The organism is Microbacterium sp. NIBRBAC000506063, assembly GCF_017968845.1.
Classification (GTDB): Bacteria; Actinomycetota; Actinomycetes; order Actinomycetales; family Microbacteriaceae; genus Microbacterium.
On sequence record NZ_CP072876.1, the window covers coordinates 725,367 to 738,146 of the forward strand.

A 12,780-nucleotide genomic window follows, 5' to 3' on the forward strand; every position below is an offset into this window, starting at 1 on the left:
CTCGCCCTGGTGCGCCTGTCGCAGCGCGCTGACGATCTCATCGGGGCTGGAGTCCTTGAGCATATAGCCGGCGGCGCCCGCACTGAGCATGGGCAGTACAGTCTCTCTCGTGTCCAGGGTCGTGCAGGCGATCACCGTGATGTCGGGCCAGCGCGCCGTGATCTCCCCGTCGCCTCGATGCCACCCATTCCCGGCATCTGGACATCCATCATGACTATGTCGGGCTGATGCTCCTCGATGGCCTCGATGGCCTCGAAACCATTCTGAGCCTCGGCGACGACCGTGATCTCGGGTGCACGCGATACGAACTGCGTGAGTGCGAGCCGCACCAAAGGATCGTCGTCGGTGATCAGCAGGCGGATCTCTTCCATGAATCGATCCTAGAACGCCGCAGCGAACCGCCCCACAGGATGAGAACGCATTAGACCTCTGGCTAGTCATACTCTGCCATCTCGTCGGATGTGAACGCGTTCCGTTCCCGAAAGGATGGTTACCAGTAAGACGATCAGCCAGAATGGAGGTGTCTCGATCATGACTTTTTGGAACCAGCTCGCTAAGTTCTTCGGCGTCGGCCGCTGACTCGATGGCCAGAATGCGCCATACTGAGGGCATGTCAGAGGCCGCGGCAACCGGGAGTCCATCCCGGCGCCTCGGATTGAGCCGCACCGAACGATTGAACCGCCCCGAGCGCATCGCACTCCTGGCGATCCTCGCCGGCAGCGTCAGCTTCGATCTCGTCGGATACTTCTCGGCTCCCGACGCCGATCCGACCCAGACCGTGGTCAGCATCACCACCACCCTGACCTTCGCCCTGTACCTCTGGTCTCCCTGGTCGCCACATCGGCGCTGGGATTCGCAGTGCTCCTGTCCTTCCTCGTCAACAATGCGATCGCCGGCCTCTTCGCCGGCAGCATGGCGGCCGTCCTGGTCATGCGACTCGCATCCACGCCGCTGATCATCGGATACACGGCGGTCTGCTTGTCACCGTTGCACTCTTCGTCTCCTTCGGCGCAGGGGACGCGCAGTCCGACATCGCCATCACTCTGATCGTCGCCACAATCGCCGGTGCTCTCGGCCTCGCACTCCGCCTCGCCTACGCCCGCGGGCACCGTCTCGAGAGCGAGCTCGTCGAACGCGAAGCGAAGGAGCGCGAAGCCGTCCTCGCCGAACGACGCTGGATCGCGGGTGAACTCCACGACAGCATCGCCCATCATCTGACCGTCGTCGCCATGCACTCGCAGCTGCTGGACGACGACTCCTCTCGCCCGGCATCGCAGGACGCGATCCGCACCGCCGCGCGAAAGGCCCTCACCGACCTCCGCTTCGTCATCCAACTCGCCGAGGACGCCCCGCGCGGCACCGAAGTGCCGTCCGGAGACCTCGCCGCCGCGATCGAAGAGGCGACGGAGGAGTTCCAGGCCGCCGGTCATCCCGTCGTCTGTGACGGGGACCCGTCGGATGAGAGCATCCCCCGTGGCGCCGAGATCATCCTCGCCCGCATCGTCCGCGAATCGGCCACCAATATCCTCAAGTACGCCGGCCCCGGTGAAGTGCGCTTCGTGCTGCGCAGCGACCCGGAGTCGATCGCGCTGACGATCCGCAGCCCTCAGCCGACGACGCCGCGCCGCGACCTGCCCTCCACCGGCACAGGTCTGAACCGGATGGCCGAACGCGTCCTGGGCGTGAGCGGCGAGTTCACCGCCGGGCCTGTCGGCTCCAGCTGGCTCGTCTCGGTGCGCCTGCCGGTCGCGGATACGCCGAGCGAATCCGCGAAACTTTCGCCAGGCGAGCCCTCCGACTCCTGACCAAAGGTCGAAGAAATCTTTAGACCTTTGGGGTCGTAAAACCATACCCAAGCGCGGTAACATCGCCTTGTGGCTCCCCAAGCCTCATTCGGTCGGACAAACTCCCCAAGTTCCCCATCCGGCCGAAACCAGCGGCGGGCTATGTCTGAGGCATAAGGCTTGCATACCTCAGACATAGCCCGCAGTGCTGCCCCTCCGGGCACGGCGAAGCAGTCTGCCGCCGGGCGAAGCAGTCTGCCGCCGGGCGAGGTTTATCCGCCCAGTGCGATGAAGAAGGCCAGCACCGCCAGTGCCAGTGCGACCGGGGTCGCCGTATAGCGTTCGTGCTTCGAGCGAGAGATCGCGTTCATCGCGACGCCGATGACGAGGATCGCGAAGACGACCCACATGCCCGTCAGTGATACGGCATCCGGCATCACATCGATCACGCCGGCGCGGTCGAGGGCGAGCGCGCCGATCGCTGCGTAGACGAGGATGGCGAGCGCCGAGCCGATCCGGTACCCGGTCGGCAGGACGCCCTTGTGCTGCCCGCCCCAGGCGAAGCTTCCCCACGGCGCGCCGAGCGCGAGCGCGAGTTGAAAGATGCAGAGAGCTCCGAGGAGCACGATGAACGCCGCCGCCAAGATCATGAGCGGCAGTGTAGCGGGGTCGGGTTGCCGGTCAGCCCTCGAGGCCGGCGGAGCGCCGCGTCTCGTTGCTGGGCGAGTGGATCACCAGGCCCATGCCGAGGCTGACGGCGAGGATGCCGCCCGCGAAGACCGCGCCCTGCCATGCCGGAAGCTCATGCGCGATGCCCATCAGCGCGATTCCGCCGAGGAAGAGCACGAGAAACACGATGAACTTGATCATGGAAAGCCTCCTGAAGGTGCCCTACGAGCCTACCCGGTTCGCGGCGCCTCAGCGAAGCGGGATGAGCATGACACGAGCCTCACGGTGCACGACGACGGTGTGAGCACGACGGCGGCGATGCGCACGAGGCCGTCCGACCCCGGGCCGACCTCCCGATCGGATGCCGTGACCGTCACCTTTCCGCGCACGCGCCGACTCACATGAACGGGGTGGGAACATCGAATGGAGCCGTCCCGAACAAGACCCTTGGCGCGGGTGTCAAACCGCGCTATAGTGACGACGTTGGTACGTTCTCCACTTGCGCTTTGACTGGGAAATCGAAGCTCAACCGCTGATGTGGGATCAGAGGTTGTAAGGGAGACACCTTTGGGGGTGATGTGCCGACGTCAGTCGCGGACATCATGTTCGCGGCTTAGGGGAACTGGGGAGTCGCATGTCCTTATGGGGAGTTGCGCGTCCGCTTGACGCAAATTCGGCGCAAGCATGACGTCTGTCGAAGAGGCCGTCAATCTGACGCGCACGCGGTCGGAACATTTCGTGCGCCTTGACACACCGGGCACGTCCACCGTGCAACCGGTGTCTGTCGCATCGCCACGCGCATCGGCCGTAGTCGAGCGCCGCCTCCTGTGGGAGCGACGTTTTCGCATGCGGCTACGGCTGACGGATGCAGTGATCATCCTGCTCAGCGTCAGCGGGACGGCGATTCTCCAGTTCCTGCTCGGGAGCGCGGGATGGACTCCCGCTCTCCGGTACGGACTCCTGCTGGCATGCCTCTGGGTGGTCATGCTGGCAGCATTCGGCACACGCGGCGCCGCCGTGGTGGGCTCGGGCGCGACCGAGTACCGCCGTGTCGCACACGCGACGGGGCTCGCCTTCGGGCTGGCCACGATCGCGGGCGTGCTGCTGAATTGGGGTGGGCTGCGGCCCAGCTGCTCATTTCCCTCCCCCTCGGGCTGCTGGGGCTGCTTACCGCCCGCTGGCTCTGGCGTCGCTGGTTGATCGATCAGCGACGCCAGGGCCGATACGCCTCGCGCACACTGGTGGTGGGAGGGAAGGATGACGTGGAGTACGTCATCCGCTCCCTGCAAGAACCCGGCACCGGCTACCAAGTGGTGTGCGCGACCCTCACCGACTGCAACGCGCAGTCGCTCTCGGTCGACGGCCTGAGCTACCGGGTCGAGGGCAGCTACACCACGGTCCCGCAGGCCGCGGCCAGCTCAGGGGCCGACACGATCATCGTGGCGAGCCGCCCCGACGGCGATCCCGACTTCGTGAAGCAGCTGGCCTGGGATCTGGAGGGAACCGCGGCAGAGCTGGTCCTGTCGAGTCGGCTGACGGATGTCGCCGGCCCCCGCATCTCGCTGAGGCAGGTCGACGGGCTTCCCCTCATCCAGGTGAAGATCCCGACGTACGAGGGCACCGCCCATGTCCTCAAGCGTGCGCTCGATGTCGTGGTCGCCACGCTCGCACTCATCCCCATCGCTCTGATCACGCCGCTTCTGGCGCTGCTCATCAAGCTCGACTCCCCTGGACCGGTGTTCTTCCGGCAGGAGCGCGTGGGTCGCGACGGGGAGCTGTTCCCGATCCTGAAGTTCCGCACGATGCAGACGGATGCCGAGCAGCGACTCGGTGAGCTGCAGGCGCTGAACGAGGGCTCGGGTCCGCTGTTCAAGCTGCGCCAGGATCCGCGCGTGACGCGCGTGGGCGCTGTCCTGCGCAAGTTCTCGCTCGACGAACTCCCGCAGTTCTGGAACGTGCTGCGCGGCGAGATGTCGGTGGTCGGTCCTCGTCCGCCGCTGCCGAGCGAGGTCGTCGACTACGACGGCACGGTGTCGCGTCGTCTCTACATCAACCCCGGAATCACCGGCCCGTGGCGGGTGAGCGGGCGCAGCGACCTCTCGTGGGACGAGAGCGTGCGCCTGGACCTGGGGTACGTGGAGAACTGGTCGGTCATGAGCGATCTGATGATCATGTGGCGCACCGCGCGGGTGATGCTCCAGCCGAGTGGGGCCTACTGATGACAACGGTGAACGAAGAACCTGCAGGCCGTCGACGGTGGCTCCTCCCCACCGCGGTCGGGCCGTGACGATCGTCGCGATCGGTGTGGCGATCGGCATCATCGCGTCCGGTGGCGCTGAGGAGCCGTCGCAGGCGGCAACAGTGACCGAAGACACGCAGAACACCGGGGAACGCGACAAGACCGTTTCGAAAGAGCCGCTCGTCGCCACGGAGACGACGACGGCCCCACTCAGCGACGACGAGCGCAGCGAGGTTGCTCGCGCCGAAGCGGCCGTGGAAGCCGTCGTCGCGGTCACGAACGAGATCGGCGCGCGCGGCGACGGCTCCACAGTCGGCCTTCCCGCCATAGCCACAGGATGGGCACTCGGAGAGTTGGAAGCCCGTGCCCGAGAGCAGCTGGATCTCGGCTATCGCCAGGTCGGCGAGGCCGTCATCACACGCATCGAGGCGAGTGCCGTCGAGCTTGACGCAAGCCCAGCGACGATGACGCTCACGGTCTGCATCGACGTCTCCGGCATCGATGTCCTCGATGCCGGAGGAAACTCGCTGAAGAGCTCCCTCTACAACCCAGGCCATCCGATCACCCACGTCTATGGCGCGGTGTTCGAGGAGAACACCTGGAAGATCTCCACACACGACATCCCCGACTCAGAGGAGTGTGCGGACTCATGATCACCCGAATCATCCCGAGATTTCGCAACGTCCAAGACATGAAGGCACAGCACATGAACACCACGGAATCCCGACGGCATGAGCATCGCCGCCGGCTCGGCATCACAGGCATAGTGGCGGCCGCCGCAATGATCGGGACTCTGCTCGTTCCGCAGGCGGCTCATGCAGCCGACCCGTTGCCTGACGGACTCACTCAGGAGACGGCAGCCGGCTCTTGCTGGGAGATCAAGCAAAACTACCCGTCATCGGCGAACGGCACTTACTGGCTCGTGACCCCCGCGCTCGTCTACCCGCAGCAGTTCTACTGCGACCAGGAGCGCGAAGGGGCGGATGGGTACTGATCGGCCGTGGCCGCGAGGGCTGGCGTAATTACTATCAAGGTCTCCGTCCGGCAAATGTTCCACAGTCCCCGGAGGGTACGAGCGCCTTCATGACTGCACAGCTTGAATCGGTCACGATCGATGGGCTGCTCAACAATGGCAATGTTTCGGCGGTTCCCGACGGCGTGCGCCTGCGTCGCGCAACCAATGTGAACGGCACGAGCTGGCAGGAAGCCCGTTTCACCTTCCTGAACCGTGACCGATGGGTATGGACGATCGATGCGGAGCATCGGGTCGGCACCTACCGATTCGGCACCACCAACGGCAGCGGTGGCCAGACGCGGGACTTCGGCAACAACCAGAGCCTCAACCGCGTGTACACGCTGCCTCTCAGCACTCACAACTGGCAGGCCGGCTGGGCGTTCGGAACGAGCGTGACCGGCCAGAACAGTTCCACGTCCTACCTGTGGACACCAAGCGCAGGGCAGGGCAGGGCGATGCCCTTCACACAGGTGTATCTGCGCCCCCAGTTGCGTGTGGCCACGATGGACTTCGGCACGGTTTCCGACTCCGGAACCCCCGCGTCGACGGTCTCGGCGATCCCGCAGAGCGATGCGATGGCCACGGTCTGGGGCGTGACTGGCTCCGGGAACGGCGCCGGCGGCGAGCTGAACACCGAGGTTGCAGCCTTCGCCGAGTTGGATGGCAAGGTCTTCGTCGGCGGCAACTTCAGGTACGTACAGCGCACTCAGGCCGGGGCAGCCAGGTCGAGCAGCGATTCCTCGCGGCATTCGATGTGAACAGCGGCGAATGGGTCAGTTCCTTCCTACCGACGCTCAACGGGCAGGTGAAGGCGCTCACAGCCCTACCCGACGGCCGCCTCGCGATCGGTGGACAGTTCTCCACCGTCAACGGCACCGCGCAGCCCGGTCTCGCCTTCATCGACCCGGCAACAGGTGCTCTCACGGGAACCCAGGTGCTCGCGGAGAACCGCTCCACCGGCGGCGTGCCCTTCATTCGCGGGCTCGATGTGCAGGATGACTACCTGTACGTCGCCGGCGCCTACACACATCTGACGAGAGAAGGGGCGTCGTCGAGTGCAGTCACCTGGAACGGTGGTCGCATCAACCTGTCGACGGTGACCCCGGATACGAACTGGAACGCCTTCCTCAACGGGACCACTGTCTCAGTGGACGCTTCCGAGCAGGGCGACCAAGCGTACTTCGCCGGGTACTTCCGCATGAAGGGCGAGACCTACTCCCCCAGCGCGACGGCGTTGCGGACGACGAGTGGTGCGCCCCTGACCTCACCGCAGTGGATTCCGAGCTTCAGCAAGGCTGGAGTCGACGGGAACGGCCAGGCCACGGGCAACATCTGGCAGCTGGCGGTGAAGGAAGCCGGGACCAGGTGTGGCTGGGCGGCTCGGAGCACTCCTTCTTCTCCTACAACCGCGACACCTTCGCGCGCACAAGCGGCAGCATCACGAAGGCAGGCGGCGACTACCAAGCCGCAGCGGCCGGAAACGGCCTCGTCTACGGCGGATGCCACTGCGGAGACTTCGTCTACCAGGACGCATACTTCTGGGACAACGTCGGCACCAACTGGACTCAGGCCGACAAGATCAGTCTGTTCGGCGCCTGGGATCAGGAGACGCACCGCTATGTGCAGGACTTCAGTCCCATTCTCGAGGCGCGAGCAGGTTACGGCGTGTGGGCGATCTTCGTCGACTCTCGAGGAATCGTCTGGGCCGGCGGCGATCTGTCCCGCTCGCTCCGCGCAAACTTCGTGAGCCAGTGGTCGGGCGGCTACGTGAGATACGCCCCCGCGACACGACTGCCCCGACGACTCCGGGCAGTCCTGCGCTCGCGATCGCCGACACGACGGCAACGATCAGTTGGAACGCATCGTCCGACAGCGGCGCGGTCACCTATGAGATCCTCAAGGACAACCGTGTGATCGCTTCGACGTCGTCGACGTCGTATACGGTTCCGCTCACTGATTCGCCGTCGAAGTACTTCGTGCGCGCACGGGACGCCGCCGGAAACCGATCGGCCTCGACATCCGCGATCTCCGTGGAACCGGGCTCCGAGACGGTCGTCGTGCTCATCGAGAATGGTGAGTCGTGGTCGTGGCGTTACACCGATGCGGCATTGCCTGCGCAGTGGGCCCAGCCCGACTTCGACGCCTCGTCCTGGCAGGTCGGCGACGGCCTGCTCGCACGGGGAGTGGCAGCGGCAGCGACCAATATCGACCCGACCGGACTGTCACCGCGACCGCTGAGTGCGCAGTTCCGCAAGGAGTTCACCGTCGTCAACGCATCGACCGTCCAGGACGGCACGGTGACGGTGATCGCCAACGACGGTGTCGTGGTCTATCTCAACGGCACCGAGCTGGGACGACAGAACCTGCCCACCGGCACGATCGGTCAGAACACCTACGCCACCGCGGCTCCCTCGCACGCCGCTGCCAGCAACAACCGGGCCGTGTTCACCGTCCCGGCCGGGTTGCTGGTCGAAGGCACCAACGTCATCGCCGCCAGCGTCCACGCCAACTACCGCAACACCCCCGACCTGAGCTTCGACCTCGCTTACACTGCTGAGCGCGGCGATGCTCCGGAGGCACCGAACGCGGTGACAGGGCTGACGGCGTCGGCATCCGGCCACGACACAGTGGAGCTGTCGTGGTCGGCGCCGACAGGCGGCGGAGCAGTCACCTCTTATGTCGTTGCCCGCAACGGCACCGAAGTGGCGACGCTGCCGGCAGTGGAGACGACCTTCACCGATGTCGACCTGACCGCGGAGACCACTTACGAGTACTCCATCACCGCGATCAACGCCAGCGGATCCTCGGCGGCAGCGACCACCACGGTCACCACCGGGGCCCTGCCCGATCCCTCCGACGAGCCCGTCGCCATCGAGAATGGTGAGTCGTGGTCGTGGCGTTACACCGATGCGGCATTGCCTGCGCAGTGGGCCCAGCCCGACTTCGACGCCTCGTCCTGGCAGGTCGGCGACGGCCTGCTCGCACGGGAGTGGCAGCGGCAGCGACCAATATCGACCCGACCGGACTGTCACCGCGACCGCTGAGTGCGCAGTTCCGCAAGGAGTTCACCGTCGTCAACGCATCGACCGTCCAGGACGGCACGGTGACGGTGATCGCCAACGACGGTGTCGTGGTCTATCTCAACGGCACCGAGCTGGGACGACAGAACCTGCCCACCGGCACGATCGGTCAGAACACCTACGCCACCGCGGCTCCCTCGCACGCCGCTGCCAGCAACAACCGGGCCGTGTTCACCGTCCCGGCCGGGTTGCTGGTCGAAGGCACCAACGTCATCGCCGCCAGCGTCCACGCCAACTACCGCAACACCCCCGACCTGAGCTTCGACCTCGCTTACACTGCTGAGCGCGGCGATGCTCCGGAGGCACCGAACGCGGTGACAGGGCTGACGGCGTCGGCATCCGGCCACGACACAGTGGAGCTGTCGTGGTCGGCGCCGACAGGCGGCGGAGCAGTCACCTCTTATGTCGTTGCCCGCAACGGCACCGAAGTGGCGACGCTGCCGGCAGTGGAGACGACCTTCACCGATGTCGACCTGACCGCGGAGACCACTTACGAGTACTCCATCACCGCGATCAACGCCAGCGGATCCTCGGCGGCAGCGACCACCACGGTCACCACCGGGGCCCTGCCCGATCCCTCCGACGAGCCCGTCGCCATCGAGAATGGTGAGTCGTGGTCGTGGCGTTACACCGATGCGGCATTGCCTGCGCAGTGGGCCCAGCCCGACTTCGACGCCTCGTCCTGGCAGGTCGGCGACGGCCTGCTCGCACGGGGAGTGGCAGCGGCAGCGACCAATATCGACCCGACCGGACTGTCACCGCGACCGCTGAGTGCGCAGTTCCGCAAGGAGTTCACCGTCGTCAACGCATCGACCGTCCAGGACGGCACGGTGACGGTGATCGCCAACGACGGTGTCGTGGTCTATCTCAACGGCACCGAGCTGGGACGACAGAACCTGCCCACCGGCACGATCGGTCAGAACACCTACGCCACCGCGGCTCCCTCGCACGCCGCTGCCAGCAACAACCGGGCCGTGTTCACCGTCCCGGCCGGGTTGCTGGTCGAAGGCACCAACGTCATCGCCGCCAGCGTCCACGCCAACTACCGCAACACCCCCGACCTGAGCTTCGACCTCGCTTACACTGCTGAGCGCGGCGATGCTCCGGAGGCACCGAACGCGGTGACAGGGCTGACGGCGTCGGCATCCGGCCACGACACAGTGGAGCTGTCGTGGTCGGCGCCGACAGGCGGCGGAGCAGTCACCTCTTATGTCGTTGCCCGCAACGGCACCGAAGTGGCGACGCTGCCGGCAGTGGAGACGACCTTCACCGATGTCGACCTGACCGCGGAGACCACTTACGAGTACTCCATCACCGCGATCAACGCCAGCGGATCCTCGGCGGCAGCGACCACCACGGTCACCACCGGGGCCCTGCCCGATCCCTCCGACGAGCCCGTCGCCATCGAGAATGGTGAGTCGTGGTCGTGGCGTTACACCGATGCGGCATTGCCTGCGCAGTGGGCCCAGCCCGACTTCGACGCCTCGTCCTGGCAGGTCGGCGACGGCCTGCTCGCACGGGGAGTGGCAGCGGCAGCGACCAATATCGACCCGACCGGACTGTCACCGCGACCGCTGAGTGCGCAGTTCCGCAAGGAGTTCACCGTCGTCAACGCATCGACCGTCCAGGACGGCACGGTGACGGTGATCGCCAACGACGGTGTCGTGGTCTATCTCAACGGCACCGAGCTGGGACGACAGAACCTGCCCACCGGCACGATCGGTCAGAACACCTACGCCACCGCGGCTCCCTCGCACGCCGCTGCCAGCAACAACCGGGCCGTGTTCACCGTCCCGGCCGGGTTGCTGGTCGAAGGCACCAACGTCATCGCCGCCAGCGTCCACGCCAACTACCGCAACACCCCCGACCTGAGCTTCGACCTCGCGCTCAGTATGCTGAGGTGATGGCGCGGCGTATAGCACGGCCCGAGGCCGCCCGGCTTCTCCGCACGGCCCAGAAGCCGGGCATCGGCGTGCCGGCATACTTGCGCTGGATCAACAGGCCACTCGGCGGAAGAGTGGCTGTGACTGCCGCGACCGTCGGCGCGACGCCGAACCAGGTCACCGCAGTGAGCGCGCTCCTCGGCATCGCGGGCATCCTCACACTGGCCCTTGTGCCACTGTGGTGGGCGGGTATCGTCGCCGCTGCGCTGTTGCTGCTGGGCTATGTCTTCGACTCTGCCGACGGACAACTGGCTCGACTTCAAGGCGGCGGTGGCCCCGCCGGGGAGTGGCTCGACCACGTCGTCGACGCCGCCCGTGCTCCTCTGGTGCACATCGGTGTCGCGGTCTTCCTCGTCCGGTCGGATCAACCCCTCTGGCTCGCTGTCACCGCTCTCCTGTTCAGCGCACTCGTGTCGTCGTGGTTCCTCTCGCAGCAGCTTGCCGAGAAGCTCCTCCCAAAGAGCTCTGAGGCGCCCACGCATGCTCCGGGAATCGGAGTTCTCGACTCTTTGGTCAAGCAGCCGCAGGACGTCTCGACGACATACTTCGTGATTGCGCTCATCGGAATCCCCTTCTCTTCACCATCGCCTACGCTGCGCTCTTCGCGTTCCATGTGCTCGCGTTCTCCGTCTCACTCAGGCGCAAGTACCGGCTGTTGAGGTCGCTGTGAGCGACATCGGCAGCGCCAGCCAATCGCTGATTCGCTCCACCGGCCAGAAGTCCTCGGCGGATGTCGAGACGTACAGACTGCCGGCCTGGCCCGTTCTGGTGCTGCTCTGGGGCTATCCGGTGTTCTGGATGCTCGGCATTCTCCCTTCGCGCAGATCATCATGGCCGTGCCGATGCTGGCCTTCCTCACTCTGCGGCGCCGCATCGTGTTCGTCCCCGGCATCCTCCCTGGGTCGGCTTCACGCTCTGGATGATCCCGCGTCTCTGATGGTGGATCAGCTGGGAAGGCTGATCGGGATCGGTGTTCGATTCAGTCAGTTCCTCGCGCTTGCGATCATGATCGTCTATGTCGTCAACGCCCGCGCGAGCCTTCCCCGAAGCGTGTACTGAACGGTCTCACGTTCATCTGGGTCTTCGTGATCTTCGGCGGATACCTCGGAATGATGTTCCCGGATGTACGGCTGACATTCACGATCGGCAGGTTCCTGCCCGACGCGCTCACGTCGAACGACTACATCAACGACCTCGTGTTTCCACCGCTGGCCGATATCCAGACGCCGTGGGGCGCCGAAGAGCCCTTCAAACGACCATCCGCACCTTTCGCGTACACCAACGGCTGGGGAGCGGCTATGGCCGTGCTCACTCCGATCGCGGTCGGCACGGCGATCGGACATCGCACCGCCCGAGCGATGTGGTTCCTGCTCGCTGGACTCCTCGCCGCGATCCCCCCGCGGTCGCCACGAGCAATCGAGGACTCTTCGTCGGTCTTGCCGGAGGCGTCCTCTATGTCCTGTTCCGGCTCGTCCTCAGCGGGCGATGGCTGGCGTTCTGGTGGGTGACGGCTCTGTCCGCCGCAGGTACGGTCATCCTCCTCCTATCCGGGTTTCTCGACGAGATCATCGCTCGTCAAGAGACGGTGAACACCACGGAGGGGCGCGGAAACCTCTACGTGGAGACGTTCGAAAGAACCCTGGGGTCGCCGATCGTCGGTTACGGAGCGCCAAGACCCAGCTACTGGAGCGAGATCTACATCGGCACACAAGGGGCGATATGGAACGCGATGTTCTGTTTCGGCTTCGTCGGTCTCGCGCTGTTCGCGTTCATGCTCCTCGCGGGCGCGGTCAGGACCTTCGACGCACCGAACCTCTCCATCCTGTGGGTGCACACGAGCGCCGTGGTGGCATGCGTGCTGTCGATCTTCTACGGCCTGGACCGGCAGCTGGTGTTCGTCGGCCTGGCTCTCGCGATTCTCCTCCGGGAGAAGTACCTCGGAGACTCGGACTATTGGACTCCACGACCAGTGCCGTTCGGGCAGGCGAAGCATGCGGGGTGAGCGACTCGCGCGCAATGGTGTGGTGAGCCTCGCAGGGTCGGCGTTCTC

Annotated in this window: 18 protein-coding genes; 14 read left to right on the forward strand and 4 right to left on the reverse strand. The window is 65.5% G+C overall.

The features are described from left to right. Positions 1–131 precede the first annotated feature (131 nt). The gene (locus KAE78_RS04075) at positions 132–371 is read right to left on the reverse strand and encodes a response regulator transcription factor (RefSeq protein WP_223171898.1); all 240 of its coding nucleotides are present in this window, start codon (positions 369–371) and stop codon (positions 132–134) included. 302 nt (positions 372–673) lie between these two features. On the opposite strand from KAE78_RS04075, the gene KAE78_RS04080 reads away from it, so the two are divergent. After that, complete coding sequence (locus KAE78_RS04080; RefSeq protein ID WP_223171899.1) at positions 674–955, forward strand: hypothetical protein; 282 nt, start codon at positions 674–676, stop codon at positions 953–955. Between the two features lie 259 nt (positions 956–1,214). Further along, positions 1,215–1,805, forward strand: coding sequence for a sensor histidine kinase (locus KAE78_RS04085; RefSeq protein WP_262927827.1), 591 nt, complete (start codon positions 1,215–1,217; stop codon positions 1,803–1,805). A 251-nt stretch (positions 1,806–2,056) separates the two neighbouring features. Here the strand turns inward: KAE78_RS04085 and KAE78_RS04090 are convergent, their stop codons facing one another. From KAE78_RS04090 to KAE78_RS04100, 3 genes are read right to left on the reverse strand one after another with little or no spacing between them, the layout of a single operon-like run. Further along, positions 2,057–2,434, reverse strand: a complete 378-nt coding sequence (locus tag KAE78_RS04090; protein WP_223171900.1) for a hypothetical protein — start codon at positions 2,432–2,434, stop codon at positions 2,057–2,059. Positions 2,435–2,465: 31 nt separating this feature from the next. Beyond that, on the reverse strand, positions 2,466–2,654 hold the full coding sequence (locus KAE78_RS04095) for a hypothetical protein (protein WP_223171901.1): 189 nt from the start codon (positions 2,652–2,654) through the stop codon (positions 2,466–2,468). A gap of 29 nt (positions 2,655–2,683) precedes the next feature. After that, positions 2,684–2,854 (reverse strand): hypothetical protein, encoded by a 171-nt coding sequence (locus tag KAE78_RS04100; protein WP_223171902.1) that lies wholly within the window; start codon positions 2,852–2,854, stop codon positions 2,684–2,686. Between the two features lie 445 nt (positions 2,855–3,299). Here KAE78_RS04100 and KAE78_RS04105 point away from each other — a divergent pair, with 445 nt between their 5' ends. The 12 genes from KAE78_RS04105 to KAE78_RS04160 all read left to right on the forward strand — a co-directional run bounded on the left by KAE78_RS04105 (position 3,300) and on the right by KAE78_RS04160 (position 12,732). Then, entirely contained in the window at positions 3,300–3,653 is a 354-nt protein-coding gene (locus KAE78_RS04105) for a hypothetical protein (protein ID WP_223171903.1), read from the forward strand. After that, positions 3,563–4,672: a sugar transferase gene (locus KAE78_RS04110; protein WP_223171904.1), complete on the forward strand. Its 1,110-nt coding sequence runs from the start codon at positions 3,563–3,565 to the stop codon at positions 4,670–4,672. Before KAE78_RS04105 ends, KAE78_RS04110 begins: the two co-directional genes overlap by 91 nt. Positions 4,673–4,736: 64 nt before the next feature. Then, complete coding sequence (locus KAE78_RS04115; RefSeq protein ID WP_223171905.1) at positions 4,737–5,345, forward strand: hypothetical protein; 609 nt, start codon at positions 4,737–4,739, stop codon at positions 5,343–5,345. After that, complete coding sequence (locus KAE78_RS04120; protein ID WP_223171906.1) at positions 5,342–5,686, forward strand: fibrinogen-like YCDxxxxGGGW domain-containing protein; 345 nt, start codon at positions 5,342–5,344, stop codon at positions 5,684–5,686. The genes KAE78_RS04115 and KAE78_RS04120 overlap by 4 nt, the downstream gene beginning before the upstream one ends. 89 nt (positions 5,687–5,775) lie before the next feature. After that, positions 5,776–6,465, forward strand: a complete 690-nt coding sequence (locus tag KAE78_RS04125) for a hypothetical protein (RefSeq protein ID WP_223171907.1) — start codon at positions 5,776–5,778, stop codon at positions 6,463–6,465. A gap of 607 nt (positions 6,466–7,072) precedes the next feature. Next, on the forward strand, positions 7,073–7,621 hold the full coding sequence (locus tag KAE78_RS04130) for a hypothetical protein (RefSeq protein WP_223171908.1): 549 nt from the start codon (positions 7,073–7,075) through the stop codon (positions 7,619–7,621). After that, positions 7,618–8,751 (forward strand): fibronectin type III domain-containing protein, encoded by a 1,134-nt coding sequence (locus KAE78_RS04135; RefSeq protein ID WP_223171909.1) that lies wholly within the window; start codon positions 7,618–7,620, stop codon positions 8,749–8,751. The genes KAE78_RS04130 and KAE78_RS04135 overlap by 4 nt, the downstream gene beginning before the upstream one ends. Then, on the forward strand, positions 8,697–10,691 hold the full coding sequence (locus KAE78_RS04140; protein WP_223171910.1) for a fibronectin type III domain-containing protein: 1,995 nt from the start codon (positions 8,697–8,699) through the stop codon (positions 10,689–10,691). The genes KAE78_RS04135 and KAE78_RS04140 overlap by 55 nt, the downstream gene beginning before the upstream one ends. Before the next feature lie 113 nt (positions 10,692–10,804). Further along, a complete protein-coding gene (locus KAE78_RS04145; protein WP_223171911.1) occupies positions 10,805–11,389 on the forward strand; it encodes a CDP-alcohol phosphatidyltransferase family protein in 585 nt (194 codons plus the stop codon). A 7-nt stretch (positions 11,390–11,396) separates the two neighbouring features. After that, positions 11,397–11,789, forward strand: a complete 393-nt coding sequence (locus tag KAE78_RS04150) for a hypothetical protein (RefSeq protein WP_223171912.1) — start codon at positions 11,397–11,399, stop codon at positions 11,787–11,789. 26 nt (positions 11,790–11,815) lie between these two features. Continuing rightward, positions 11,816–12,238, forward strand: a complete 423-nt coding sequence (locus tag KAE78_RS04155) for a hypothetical protein (protein ID WP_223171913.1) — start codon at positions 11,816–11,818, stop codon at positions 12,236–12,238. A 77-nt stretch (positions 12,239–12,315) separates the two neighbouring features. Beyond that, on the forward strand, positions 12,316–12,732 hold the full coding sequence (locus tag KAE78_RS04160) for a hypothetical protein (RefSeq protein WP_223171914.1): 417 nt from the start codon (positions 12,316–12,318) through the stop codon (positions 12,730–12,732). Positions 12,733–12,780: the final 48 nt, after the last annotated feature.

Excerpts from the sequence above, each read along its gene's own strand:
- KAE78_RS04075 (WP_223171898.1), bottom strand. The coding sequence starts at position 371 with ATGGAAGAGATCCGCCTGCTGATCACCGACGACGATCCTTTGGTGCGG.
- KAE78_RS04090 (WP_223171900.1), bottom strand. The coding sequence starts at position 2,434 with ATGATCTTGGCGGCGGCGTTCATCGTGCTCCTCGGAGCTCTCTGCATC.
- KAE78_RS04095 (WP_223171901.1), bottom strand. The coding sequence starts at position 2,654 with ATGATCAAGTTCATCGTGTTTCTCGTGCTCTTCCTCGGCGGAATCGCG.
- KAE78_RS04105 (WP_223171903.1), top strand. The coding sequence starts at position 3,300 with ATGCGGCTACGGCTGACGGATGCAGTGATCATCCTGCTCAGCGTCAGC.
- KAE78_RS04120 (WP_223171906.1), top strand. The coding sequence starts at position 5,342 with ATGATCACCCGAATCATCCCGAGATTTCGCAACGTCCAAGACATGAAG.
- KAE78_RS04125 (WP_223171907.1), top strand. The coding sequence starts at position 5,776 with ATGACTGCACAGCTTGAATCGGTCACGATCGATGGGCTGCTCAACAAT.